The sequence below is a fragment of the Flavobacterium gilvum genome (assembly GCF_001761465.1).
GTDB classification, from domain to species: Bacteria; Bacteroidota; Bacteroidia; order Flavobacteriales; family Flavobacteriaceae; genus Flavobacterium; species Flavobacterium gilvum.
Genome location: NZ_CP017479.1, coordinates 3,279,110 through 3,291,479, shown reverse-complemented (window position 1 = coordinate 3,291,479; position 12,370 = coordinate 3,279,110). Strand labels below are relative to the sequence as shown.

The window sequence follows — 12,370 nt, the reverse complement described above, 5'->3', positions numbered from 1 at the left end:
ATATATGGAAATAGCAATTATTGCGCATGACGGTAAAAAGGAAGATATTGTAAAATTCCTGATTAAAAACCGAGAGCTGTTTCAGCAGAAAGATATACAACTCATTGCTACAGGAACAACTGGAGGAAGAGCAGAAGCTGTTGGGTTCAAAGCCAAACGAATGCTTTCTGGTCCGCTGGGAGGTGATGCACAAATAGCTGGAAGAGTTGCCGAAGGAAAAACTCAAATGGTTTTGTTTTTCAAAGATCCTCTTTCAAGTCATCCACACGAATCCGATGTAAATATGCTTATACGAGTTTGTGATGTGCATAATGTGCCGTTGGCTACAAATGAAGCAACAGCTCAATTATTGATTGACGCTATAGCGAAGCAATCATAGATATTTCTACATTTACATTTTTTGGCAAACAAGCCACTTGAACCGTTTCACGAGCTGGAGCGGTTTTTTCATTAAAATAAGATCCGTAAACCGTGTTGATTTTTCCAAAATCATTCATATCCATAATGAAAATGGAAGTTTTTAATACGTTTTCAAAGGTCATTCCGGCTGCTTCGAGTACTGCTTTTAAATTCTCCATAACTTGTTTTGTTTCAGATTCAATATTTTCTGTAACCAATTCCATAGTGGCAGGATTTAGTGCTATCTGTCCGGAAATGTATAAAGTGTCCCCTTTTAAAACAGCTTGATTATAAGGGCCAATAGGTGCTGGAGCTTTTTCGGTATAAATAATTGTTTTCATAATTTATTGAGTATCTAGTGGTTAGTAAGATTTCTTTTTTCCCATTTGATATCGCTGAGTATTCCGGATTTGATTCCAATATAAAAATTCCAACTGGCATTGTCTCCAAATGGAGTCCAGTTAAAATCCATTCTCCAGCTCAACAAATCTCTTTCAAAACGAAATTGTGTGAAAGTTACGCCTTTTTGTACAAAATCATATCCTGTAGAAACCCCTGCTTTCCATTTTGGAGTCAAATCAGTATTCATGGAAACCATGACTGAATTTCCGGTGATTTTTTTCTCGCGGTTATTGTTTCCATAAGTTAGGGAATAGGCGAAGGTCATGTCCCACGGTAATTTTGCTCTAAAGAATTCGGAAACGACGTCTTTCCCTTCATCCTCATCCGTGAACTGGCTTTTTCTTTGGCTTCCTACATTGATATCCGAACCAAATAAATCATCTTCACGGCCACCATTTCTTTTTCCTTGGGAATCTTTATCTTTTTTATTTTCTTTGGAGCTTGACAATGAATAATTCATGGTTAAATTGGCACTTGTCATTCTGAAAAGACTTCCTCCATTGTCGATATTGAAAGTGTTAATTCTGTTTCCAGAGTTGTCAATTGCGTATGGATCTAAGGTCATACCAAAATTGGCACTTAATTTATTGTCAAAAAACTGGGTTCCGCCACTAACCCTAACAGGTGCCCAATTCAGTTCTGTGGCATCAAAATTATAACTTGTGGAGAGGTTTAAGTTGTTAAGAAGCATAATCTTCTTTGGCTCTGTTTTGGTGCTGTCTTTGTCTGTAACTTTTGCTTCAAATGTATTACTAAGGTTGAAACCGACAAAATTGGAGCTGTTCTTTCCGGGGGCGCCGTACATACCACCTTCAAATCGGGTGTAATCATTTTGCATTCGCCCGCTGGCGTCAGTAGCGTAAGTGTTGTAATATTTTTCAAAACTTGGTGTGTAACTGTGTGAAATCGATGGCCTCATCACATGTCGAATGGATTTTATTTTTTTGTCATCTCCAAAATTAAATGTTCCATAAATGGTGGTTCCTACGCTGGTAGAAGAAGAATAGGTTCTAAAAGCATCAAAACCGGGAACTTCGGTAGTGACTACGGTGCTTAAATTGTTGTCGTACTCTTTATGTATGGTTTTAAAATACCAAACTTCCTCGTAATTCATCGAAGTGGAAACACTGAAATGTTTGAAAACTTTGAAGTTGGTGCTTAACGGAATTGAATGCTGGAATCCGATTTCGGAATCTTTAAACATTTCGGGTTTAAAAAACAAAGAATCCGTTGTAACAAAACTATTTCTTCCGTTTAGATTGTATTGTAAATTGATGTTCTTAAAAAAACCTTTTTTTGCAGCATCATTTGAAGCAAAAGGATAAATACGATCCAAACTAAATTGCAGTGTTGGTAGCGTCATATTGATCTCTTTGGTATTCGTATTTTGGGAATGTGTTGCTGTTAGCGATAATCGGCCTTCTGGAATGGTGTGAAATACCGTGCTATATGAAACGGAAGAACTTAACGAGTTGTTTAGTGAGGAACCGACATTAACCTGATTAATGGTTTGTTTGAAATATTCACTACTTCCTAAATTCACCGATGCCGAAAAGGTGGAATTCGGACTGGACTTTGAATCCTGTGAATGTGACCATTGAATGTTGTAAATTTTTGTTTTGGAATAATCGGGGTATCCTCTTTCACTAATAATATTGTTCTCAAATCGAAGATTAAAACTTCCCTGGTAATGATATCGATTGGCGTAGGACGATTGTGCACTTATACCATAACTTCCGTTGGTGTAGTAATCTCCAAGGAGTGTTAAATTATAATGGTCGCTCAGAGCAAAATAATATCCACCATTTTGAAGGGAAAATCCTTTGTCATTAGAATCGTTATAAGATGGCAATATAACTCCCGATGTGCTTGTTTCTTTTGAAAGCGGAAAATAGGCAAAAGGAAGAAATAAAGGAGTTGGTACATCGGCGATTACCATATTGGTGAAACCTGTAACAATTTTTTTTCCGGGAATAAATTTTATTTTATTGGTTTGGAAATAATATTCGGGATTGTCTACATCTTTTGAAGTGGTGAATCGTGCACCCTTTAGAAAATAAACCGAGTCATTTTCTTTTTTTGTGATGGCAGCCTTTACGTTAAATTCTCCCTGAGTAGATCTCGAATTCCAGATTAATGCCTTTTTTGTTTTAAAATTAAAGCGTATTGAGTCGGGTTCTACCGTATTGTCGCCTTGTTTGAAACTGGGAAATTGAGTGTAATTACCAAGAGAATCTTTTATTCTTCCTGCATAAACCTCATTTTTTTCGTAATCAAGAACAATGATTCCAGATTTTAGTTCTACATCCTGATAATATAATTCGGCCTTATCATACAAAGTGATGAGTTTCTTTTTTTGCTCAATCTTGGCATATTTTTGTGCAGAGTACTTCACCTTTCCATTAAGGAAGTTTTTTTTAACGTTGATCGTATCTAATTTGATAGTATCAGCAGGTGTTTCTGCCACAGTTTGTTTTGTAGTATCTTCCTTAATAGGTTTTTTAACTTCCTGAGTTTTAGCAGGAATATTGCTTTGTTTCTTTTTTATATCTTGCGAGTATAGATTACTGTAACCTAATGAAAGGAAAAATGATAGTAAAACGATATTAAATAAGTTTGTATGCAAAGGTTTAAATGCTATTTTTGTATATTGAAGAACTGAGTATTTATGTGTCAAAATTACTATAATTTTTTGGCAAAAATAATCAAAACATAAATTTATAACGGAAGACTTAGTAATTAAATTAACGATTAGATGTTTATATCAAAAATAAAAATAGCTTTCACATTATTAATAACGATATTGGCTATAGATTCGTATGGTCAGTCAAATGATTTCAAGGTTACATTGGATGCGGGGCACGGAGACCATGATTTTGGTGCCGTTTACAGCGGAAGAATCGAAAAAAATATTGCTTTGGCAATTGTATTGAAAGTGGGTAAAATATTGGAGGCTCAACCCAAATTTGATGTTATTTATACTAGAAAAACGGATGTTTTTGTTGATTTGGTAGAACGTGCTAATATTGCAAATAGAGCCAACTCCCATATTTTTGTGTCAATTCACTGCAACGCAAATAGAAATACTGCTGCAGATGGTACCGAAACCTATGTGATGGGTATGAATAAAATTGCTTCCAATCTGGAAGCTGCAAAAAAAGAGAACTCCGTAATTACTCTTGAGAAAGATTATAAACGCAAATACGAAGGTTTTGATCCCAATTCTCCCGAAACCATGATTGGTATGACTTTAATGCAAGAAGAATATCTGGAAAACAGTATTTCCTTGGCTAGTAAAGTCGAAGAGAAGTTTGCTCTTTTGGGTAAAAAACTGAGACACGGTGGAGTGAAACAAGCTCCTTTTATGGTTCTTCATAAAGCATATATGCCAAGAGTATTGATAGAAACAGGATTCGTTTCTAATCCTACAGAAGGTGATTTGTTAAACTCTGAAGAGGGACAAAATGATATAGCCAAGGCAATTGCTGATGCTATTATTAGTTATAAATTAGAATTTTTTGGAGATGGTGAAGTAGAAAACGTTGGCGAAAAACCTTCTCAGATCCTCAAAGAAAATACTGAAAAAGTCAATGATGCTCCTGTAAATGATAATAAAGTTGGTGTCAAAGATGCTGCTGCCGAATCGATTTTTAAAATTCAGTTTTTGGCAAGCCAAAAAAAAATAGCATTGGAGCCTAGAAATTTTAAAGGTTTGCAAAACGTTTCAATCGTTTATGAAGATAATATCTATAAATATCTATATGGCGAAACCTCTGATTATGAAAAAGCAAAGAACCAATTGAGCGAAGTTAAATCAAAAGGTTATGATTCTGCATTTATGATTGCTTTCAAAAACGGAAAAAAAATAAGTATTCAGGAAGCAACCAAATAATAAGTTAGGATATTTTATATTAAATTTGCCCAATTAAAAAACGAAAATTTTGAAAATTACAAGAGAAATAAAGACCGCTATTTTAGTTATTACGTCAATTTTATTATTCATTTGGGGATATAGTTTTTTAAAAGGGAAAGACCTTTTTAACAAATACAAAACTTTTTACGTTGAATACGCGAATGTAGAAGGGCTTGCTCCTTCGGCTCCGGTTACAATCAACGGGCTTAATATAGGTATTGTAAAAACTATTTCGATTAAAGAAAATGGAACCTTATTGGCCGAATTGCAGATAAATACTGAATTTCCAATATCAAAATCAAGTGTAGCCACTATTTATGATGCCAGTCTTATAGGTGGAAAACAAGTAGCTATTCATCCCAATTTTGAGGACAAAAATGTAGCAGAAAGTGGTGATTACCTAAAAGGGGACATTGATGCCGGTCTTATGGCTTCATTGGGAGATAAAATGTCTCCGGTAATGGTAAAGGTGGAAAAATTAATGGCTAGTGCTGATAAATTGATTACCAGTTTCAATAATGTTATGGACGAAAAAGGACAGGCAGATTTAAAAAAGACTTTGTCTGAACTTAGTGCAACAATGGAACAATTTCACAAAGTTGCAGCCAACGCCAATGGGATTTTGGATGAAAACAAAGGACAATTGAAAAATGTGGTTTCTAATTTTAATAAAGTTTCGGATAATTTTGTTAAGATTTCAGATTCGTTGAATAAAGCTGATTTAGGCAAAACGGTTAAGAACTTAAATTCGACATTAAGTAAGGTAGATGGTTTAATGAAAGATATGGAAGCCGGAAAAGGAACTATGGGCAAACTGATGAAAGACGAAGCTTTGTATAAAAACTTGTCTCAAACTTCCAAAGAACTGGAATTGCTTCTTGAAGATGTACGATTGAATCCAACACGTTATGTGAATGTATCTTTGTTTGGAAAGAAAAACAAACCGTATGTTGCCCCAAAAGACTCAATAACAAAATAAAACCTGCTATCTATGAGTTACCTTAGTAATGTGTTATTTGCCATAATTTTGATTATTGGATTTGGATATTTTTATTCGAATGTAAAAAAAATTATCAGAAATATTAAGCTTGGAGTTGCCATAGATCGTAACGATAATCCATCGGCTCGCTGGAAAAACATGGTGATGATTGCTTTGGGACAATCCAAAATGGTAAAAAGACCCGTTGCGGGAATACTGCATATCATAGTTTATGTTGGTTTTGTCATCATCAATATTGAACTTTTAGAAATTATTATTGATGGTTTGTTTGGAACGCATCGTGTTTTTGCTCCAATAGGAGTGGCTTATGACATTTTAATAGCTTCTTTTGAAATTTTAGCATTATTGGTGCTGGTTTCTGTTAGTGTTTTTTTGATAAGAAGAAATTTTATCAGGTTAAGAAGATTTATTCACTCTGATTTAAAAGGATGGCCAAAAAGTGATGCCAACTACATTTTGTATTTCGAAATTACTTTAATGACTTTGTTTTTCTTAATGAACGCCACCGATTTGCATTTGCAAAATGTACCCGGAGGATTTTCTCATTTTATAAAAGCAGGTTCTTTTCCGATAAGTCAGTTTATTGCTCCGATTTTCAACGGAATGTCCAATGAGTTGGTAATGTTGTTAAACGAAGCTTTTTGGTGGTTGCACATCGTGGGGATTTTGGTCTTTATGAACTACTTATATTTTTCAAAACACCTTCATATTTTATTGGCTTTTCCAAATACTTATTTTGCCAACTTAAAACCGCAAGGGCAATTTGATAATTTGGCTTCGGTAACTGCAGAAGTGAAATTAATGATGGATCCTAACGCCGACCCATTTGCGGCAGTACCAGTTTCAGAAAATGAAGTTCCTGCCAAATTTGGTGCGAGCGATGTTCAGGATTTGAATTGGGTTCAGTTAATGAACGCTTATACTTGTACAGAATGTGGACGTTGTACTTCTTCGTGTCCGGCAAATCAAACCGGAAAAAAATTGTCTCCACGTAAAATTATGATGGATACCAGGGACAGGCTGGAAGAAGTTGGGAAAAACATCGATGCCAATAAAGGTGTCTTTATACCAGACAACAAATCCTTATTAAATGATTATATAACTCCAGAAGAATTGTGGGCTTGTACTTCCTGCAACGCTTGTGTTGAAGAATGTCCTGTAAATATCAGTCCGCTTTCTATTATTATGGAGATGAGACGTTATCTTGTGATGGAACAAAGTGCAGCGCCAATGCCGTTAAATTCCATGATGACAAATATTGAGAATAATGGTGCTCCATGGCAGTACAGCCAGCAGGATCGATTAAACTGGAAGAATGACTAATTAGGTTATGGTTTGTTGTTTATAGTTTATAGTTTCACTAAGTGAAAAAGATATAAATTATTGATTAACAACAAACAATAAACAACAAACAACAAACAAAATAGTATGTCAGAAAATTTAGTAGTGCCAACAATGGCCGAAATGCTAGCCCAGGGAAAACAGCCAGAAGTTTTATTTTGGGTAGGTTGTGCAGGAAGTTTTGACGATAGAGCAAAGAAAATAACCAAAGCCTTTGTGCGAATTCTAAATCGTGCCAATGTTTCTTTTGCCGTTTTGGGCACCGAAGAAAGTTGTACGGGCGATCCGGCAAAAAGAGCTGGTAATGAGTTTTTGTTTCAAATGCAGGCCATGATGAACATCGAAGTCCTGAATGCTTATGAAATAAAAAAAATTGTAACAGCTTGTCCGCATTGTTTTAACACTTTAAAAAATGAGTATCCAGAATTAGGTGGTGTTTACGAAGTGGTTCATCATACAGAATTTCTTAAATCATTGCTTGATACCGGACGATTGACGATAGAAGGAGGACAATTTAGAGGAAAACGGATAACTTTTCACGATCCTTGTTATTTGGGCAGAGCCAATAATGTTTATGAAGCACCAAGGGATTTAATTCAAAAATTGGATGCCGAATTAGTCGAAATGAAGCGTTCCAAAGCCAATGGATTGTGTTGCGGTGCGGGTGGTGCCCAAATGTTTAAAGACGCCGAGCCCGGAAATAAAGAAATCAATGTAGAAAGAACAGAAGATGCTCTTGAGACCAAACCAGATATCATAGCTGCAGGTTGTCCTTTCTGCAACACTATGATGACCGATGGGGTAAAACACAAAGACAGAGAAGGGAATGTCAAAGTGATGGATGTGGCGGAATTGATTGCTAATGCTCAAGATTTATAAACCATGGCTAAGCGAAAATTTATTTTAGTATTGTTAATGCCAATTTGGAGTTCTTTATTAGCTCAAAATATAACTAAAGTAAATTTTCAAGATTCAATACCTCATGATTCAAGTACTGTTAAGCAATTAAAGTTTAACGTTAAACAATTAATTATTCCTGCTGCCTTTATCGGATTTGGTGTAATTGGGATTAATAGTGACCAATTAAAAGATCTTAATTCCGATATCAGCGAAGAAGTAGTTGAACACATTGACAAGCAAATCTCTATTGATGATTTTTTGCAATATGCTCCGGCTGCCTCTGTCTATGCTTTGGGAGCTTTGGGAGTAAAAGGAAAGAATAATATGAAGGATAAATCAATTATTTTGGGGACTTCTTTTTTATTAATGACCGCAACAGTTACAGGATTGAAATCAATTACCAAAGTCGAAAGACCAGACCATACAGGAAATAATTCTTTCCCTTCTGGGCATACGGCAACAGCTTTTATGGGAGCCGAATTTTTATATCAGGAATATAAGGATGTTTCTATTTGGTACGGCATTTCAGGATATGCTGTAGCTACTTTTACAGGAGCATTTAGAATGTATAATAACCGTCATTGGCTTACCGATGTAGTGGCAGGTGCAGGAATTGGAATATTAAGTACGAAAGCAGGATATTGGTTGTTTCCAACAGTAAATAAATTATTTGCATCAAAAAGTAATCCAAACAAGAAATCTGCGTTTATTCCTTATTACGATGGGAAACAAGCAGGATTTGGTTATATTTCCTCTTTTTAAATTGTTCAAAGTTTAAAGTTTAAGGTTTGTTGAAAGTTTCAATTCATAATTTATAATTAAAAAATAATAATACCATGTACGTTCCTTTTGAAAATTTACCCGGAGAATCTCGAATTTGGATTTACCAATCGAACAGAAAATTTTCGGATGCAGAGATGTCTGAAATTGAAACTGATTTGCAATCATTTCTTAGCGAATGGGCAGCACACGGAACCAGTCTTGAATCATCCTATTTGTTGAAATACAATCGTTTCATAATAATTGCCATAAATCAGGAAGTTCAGGCGGCAACGGGCTGTTCTATTGATTCCTCAGTTGAATTTATTCAAGGGTTGGAAAAAAAATACGATGTAGATTTGTTGGACAAAATGAATGTGACGTTCAAGCAAGGTGACCACATCGCACATAAAACATTGATGGATTTTAAAAAAATGGTGAAAGACAAATCAGTTAACGAAAACACAATTGTCTTTAATAATTTGGTTAACAATATCGAAGAGTTCAATGAATCATGGGAAGTTCCTGCTATAGACAGTTGGCACAGCCGATTTTTTTAAACAAATTTTACAGCCAATATGTCCAAAATCTTTTCCCTTTTTCTGTGTTTTTTCTGTTTTTCTATTTCTAATGCTCAAAATTTGGATATAGACATCTTAAAAGACATAAATATTAATAGGAATACCAATTTAGATCCTTTTATGAAAGGAGTTTCAAGTAGCGTTGTTCCTATTAGTGTTGGAGCTCCAATTGTTATGTACGCCGTTGGATTAATCGAAAAAGACAGTGTGACTAAACAAAAAGCGATTTTTCTAGGGGAAACTTTGGGCGCTTCAGTATTTATTTCTTTGGCCTTGAAAAGTATTGTCAAAAGAGATAGGCCCTATGAAACCTATCCAGAAATTGATAATGTAACTGAGGAATCCAGTTATTCTTTTCCTTCTGCACATACTTCATCGGCTTTTGCGACAGCGACATCATTGAGCATGGAGTACCCAAAATGGTATGTTATTGCTCCTTCATTTTTATGGGCAGGAACGGTTGGTTATTCCCGCATGCATCTTGGGGTTCATTACCCGTCTGATGTTTTGGCTGGGGCAATTGTCGGTAGTGGATCTGCTTATTTGTGCTACAAACTGAATCAGTGGATTAACAAAAAGAAAATCCGTAAAGTTCCTGTGCTTTGGGAATAATTAATTTTGTTTTTAGGGTTTAATTATTATTATTAACCGGAGTCTGATTATTAAATAATTTATTTGTTTATTTGATACCCGGCAAGGTTTTTTTAAACGCTTGTAGGTATTGGTAATGATGAGATGCATACAAGTTCTTAAAAAAGACTTTGAAAGAACATCAAGTAACATAATTTTGCTTTAGCAGAACATCTTTGGGCGATAATTTAGATAGATTAGATAACTTCGATTTTATTTACAATCATGTAAAAAATCTGCGAAAAAAGTTATTGAAAAACAAGTGCGAAGATTATCTTCAAACGATATATGGAATCGGTTATATTTCTGGGTTTCAAAAACATAGAGGAAACCGTTTTACAGTACTGTTGAAAATCTGAAAAAATTTAGAGCAAGCAATGATTAAGTTCTTGATTTTGAATAAACAAGCATCAATGGATTCGGATTATTGAACAACTCACTGAATCAAATGATGAATTAAATGATTGTAGATTTTAACAGTCAAAAAAAAATCACTGAGAATGCTTCGCATGAAATCCTAACGCCATTGGGAGTAATTGAAATAAAACAAAGTGTGAACTTCCCGTTGCCGTCTTAGAGTATTTGAAAAAAAAATACTCTTCGAATAAAATTACTGAAGTCACAAAAATCATAGATAAAAAAAAACGGTAACCTATGAGACTGAAATAAGCCAAAAATCTAAAAAACAGGATGTTATTTTTGATGCGTTGGGAAAATTTATTAAAATTAATGATGCCGAATAATGCTTTTTGGATTAATTTTTGTAATAAGCAAAATTCAATTTTTAAAATTAGATTGTTTAATCAACTATCTAAATTTTATTCTTTAGAAAACTAATAGATTAGATAGGTTAAAATAATGTTTTTTTGACAGAGAAAGCATTAGTAATAAATTTAAAAAAATGAATTTCTCTAAAAAAATTAATGTGTTCAGAAGGTATTTGATGAATCAAATAACCAAAAATATTGGTAATTCTTATTCTGTTACTAAAAATGAAAAAATTGAAATACAAAGAGTTTTAATTTGTAGACCCAATAAACGGTTAGGAAATCTTTTATTGATTACTCCATTATTGGAAGATGTAAGTACAAGATTTCCTGACTGTAAAATTGATTTATTTGTAAAAGGATTTTTGGCTCCAATATTGTTTGAAAATTATAAAAATGTAGATTTGATTTTCAAATTGCCTAAAAAGCCTTTTAGTAATTTGATACAATATTTTATGGTCTGGTTTTCCATAAGAAAGCATAAATATGATATTGTTATTAATGTTGATGTCGATTCTTCATCAGGAAGACTTGCAACAAAATTTTCCAGGTCTAAATTCAGATTTTTTGGAGAAACTGCTGAACTTTCTGAAAAACATGATGATGATGCACATATAGCAAAATATCCGGTGTATAATTTTCGTAATTATTTGAATCAATTTGGATTCGAACCAAACAACAATCCTGTAGCGTCATTGAATCTAAAATTGGATCAAAATGAAATTGAGGAGGGCAAGAAAACGGTAAGAAATCTTGTTAGAAATGAGAATAAGACTATTTGTTTGTTTACTCATGCAACGGGAAGTAAATGCTATTCTGAAGAGTGGTGGGATAATTTTTATCAGAGATTAAAAAAAGAATATTCAGGTTATAATTTTATTGAAATTCTGCCTGTTGAAAACATATCAAAAATATCATTCAAAGAACCAACTTTTTATAGCAAAAATGTTCGAGAAATCGGAGCTGTTATTGCCAATACCGAATTGTTTATTGGAGCTGACAGTGGTATTATGCATTTGGCGAGTTCAACCCAAATTCCAATATTCGGATTGTTTTCAGTTACAAATTTAGATAAATATAGACCTTATGACAATAGGAGTGTAGGGGTAAATACTAATGTAACTAATATTGACGAGTGCATTAAGTTAATAAACAATATTCTTCTGAAAAAAGTGGAGTGTTAATGTGAATTCTATTTGTTTTTAGTTGTTTTTCAGTTAATTGTGTTTAGGCGAGTTTGATTCGGCTTTAAGTTTTTTTTAAGATATTTACTTACTTTTTAATTTTAAACCTTAAATTTGCTTTTGTGAAATGGACTAGCACTATATTATCAATTCTTTTTCTGATACTTTCCTGTTTGCCTTGTGCGGATAAGGAAGGAAATAGTTCGTCACAAACTTTAATCGAAAAAAGCAGTTCCGATCATAATCAGGATATTGATTTTTGTTCTCCTTTTTGTATTTGTAACTGTTGCAGTTCTCAGGTTTTTGCTTTCGATAGTTCTATTTGTACTCTTGATTTTGTTGTTGTCAAAAAAATGGTTGAAAACAAAATTCCAGAATACAAATCAATTTTTTCTTCCAATTTCTACGGAAGTATTTGGCAACCGCCTCAAATAGTATAATGAAACCTGATTCCAATAATTTTGGATATCAGGATGAAGGGTTGTGTCTTTTCC

At 33.9% G+C, this 12,370-nt stretch carries 12 protein-coding genes; 10 read left to right on the top strand and 2 right to left on the bottom strand.

Annotation, left to right across the window (positions count from 1 at the left end; genetic code table 11):
- Window positions 1-4 precede the first annotated feature (4 nt).
- Entirely contained in the window at window positions 5-379 is a 375-nt protein-coding gene (locus tag EM308_RS13470) for a methylglyoxal synthase (protein ID WP_035637866.1), read from the top strand.
- Here EM308_RS13470 and EM308_RS13465 read toward each other — a convergent pair.
- Window positions 360-740, bottom strand: coding sequence for a RidA family protein (locus EM308_RS13465; protein ID WP_035637863.1), 381 nt, complete (start codon window positions 738-740; stop codon window positions 360-362). The two genes, EM308_RS13470 and EM308_RS13465, sit on opposite strands and share 20 nt — an antisense overlap.
- Window positions 741-754: 14 nt before the next feature.
- Window positions 755-3,478, bottom strand: coding sequence for a putative LPS assembly protein LptD (locus EM308_RS13460; protein WP_035637862.1), 2,724 nt, complete (start codon window positions 3,476-3,478; stop codon window positions 755-757).
- Between the two features lie 78 nt (window positions 3,479-3,556).
- Between EM308_RS13460 and EM308_RS13455 the strand changes: the two genes are divergently transcribed.
- The 9 genes from EM308_RS13455 to EM308_RS13410 all read left to right on the top strand — a co-directional run bounded on the left by EM308_RS13455 (window position 3,557) and on the right by EM308_RS13410 (window position 12,316).
- Window positions 3,557-4,693, top strand: coding sequence for an N-acetylmuramoyl-L-alanine amidase family protein (locus tag EM308_RS13455; protein WP_035637860.1), 1,137 nt, complete (start codon window positions 3,557-3,559; stop codon window positions 4,691-4,693).
- 49 nt (window positions 4,694-4,742) lie between these two features.
- Window positions 4,743-5,693: an MlaD family protein gene (locus tag EM308_RS13450; RefSeq protein ID WP_035637858.1), complete on the top strand. Its 951-nt coding sequence runs from the start codon at window positions 4,743-4,745 to the stop codon at window positions 5,691-5,693.
- A gap of 12 nt (window positions 5,694-5,705) precedes the next feature.
- Entirely contained in the window at window positions 5,706-7,037 is a 1,332-nt protein-coding gene (locus EM308_RS13445) for a (Fe-S)-binding protein (RefSeq protein ID WP_035637856.1), read from the top strand.
- A 105-nt stretch (window positions 7,038-7,142) separates the two neighbouring features.
- Complete coding sequence (locus tag EM308_RS13440) at window positions 7,143-7,934, top strand: (Fe-S)-binding protein (protein WP_035637854.1); 792 nt, start codon at window positions 7,143-7,145, stop codon at window positions 7,932-7,934.
- A 3-nt stretch (window positions 7,935-7,937) separates the two neighbouring features.
- Window positions 7,938-8,717 (top strand): phosphatase PAP2 family protein, encoded by a 780-nt coding sequence (locus tag EM308_RS13435; RefSeq protein ID WP_035637852.1) that lies wholly within the window; start codon window positions 7,938-7,940, stop codon window positions 8,715-8,717.
- A gap of 74 nt (window positions 8,718-8,791) precedes the next feature.
- A complete protein-coding gene (locus tag EM308_RS13430) occupies window positions 8,792-9,274 on the top strand; it encodes a hypothetical protein (RefSeq protein ID WP_035637850.1) in 483 nt (160 codons plus the stop codon).
- 81 nt (window positions 9,275-9,355) lie between these two features.
- On the top strand, window positions 9,356-9,907 hold the full coding sequence (locus EM308_RS13425) for a phosphatase PAP2 family protein (RefSeq protein WP_197056133.1): 552 nt from the start codon (window positions 9,356-9,358) through the stop codon (window positions 9,905-9,907).
- Between the two features lie 919 nt (window positions 9,908-10,826).
- On the top strand, window positions 10,827-11,876 hold the full coding sequence (locus EM308_RS13415; protein WP_035637844.1) for a glycosyltransferase family 9 protein: 1,050 nt from the start codon (window positions 10,827-10,829) through the stop codon (window positions 11,874-11,876).
- Between the two features lie 122 nt (window positions 11,877-11,998).
- A complete protein-coding gene (locus EM308_RS13410) occupies window positions 11,999-12,316 on the top strand; it encodes a DUF6660 family protein (RefSeq protein ID WP_156101354.1) in 318 nt (105 codons plus the stop codon).
- Window positions 12,317-12,370 lie beyond the last annotated feature (54 nt).

Excerpts from the sequence above, each read along its gene's own strand:
- EM308_RS13465 (WP_035637863.1), bottom strand. The coding sequence starts at position 740 with ATGAAAACAATTATTTATACCGAAAAAGCTCCAGCACCTATTGGCCCT.
- EM308_RS13415 (WP_035637844.1), top strand. The coding sequence starts at position 10,827 with ATGAATTTCTCTAAAAAAATTAATGTGTTCAGAAGGTATTTGATGAAT.
- EM308_RS13455 (WP_035637860.1), top strand. The coding sequence starts at position 3,557 with ATGTTTATATCAAAAATAAAAATAGCTTTCACATTATTAATAACGATA.
- EM308_RS13435 (WP_035637852.1), top strand. The coding sequence starts at position 7,938 with ATGGCTAAGCGAAAATTTATTTTAGTATTGTTAATGCCAATTTGGAGT.
- EM308_RS13440 (WP_035637854.1), top strand. The coding sequence starts at position 7,143 with ATGTCAGAAAATTTAGTAGTGCCAACAATGGCCGAAATGCTAGCCCAG.
- EM308_RS13430 (WP_035637850.1), top strand. The coding sequence starts at position 8,792 with ATGTACGTTCCTTTTGAAAATTTACCCGGAGAATCTCGAATTTGGATT.
- EM308_RS13470 (WP_035637866.1), top strand. The coding sequence starts at position 5 with ATGGAAATAGCAATTATTGCGCATGACGGTAAAAAGGAAGATATTGTA.
- EM308_RS13445 (WP_035637856.1), top strand. The coding sequence starts at position 5,706 with ATGAGTTACCTTAGTAATGTGTTATTTGCCATAATTTTGATTATTGGA.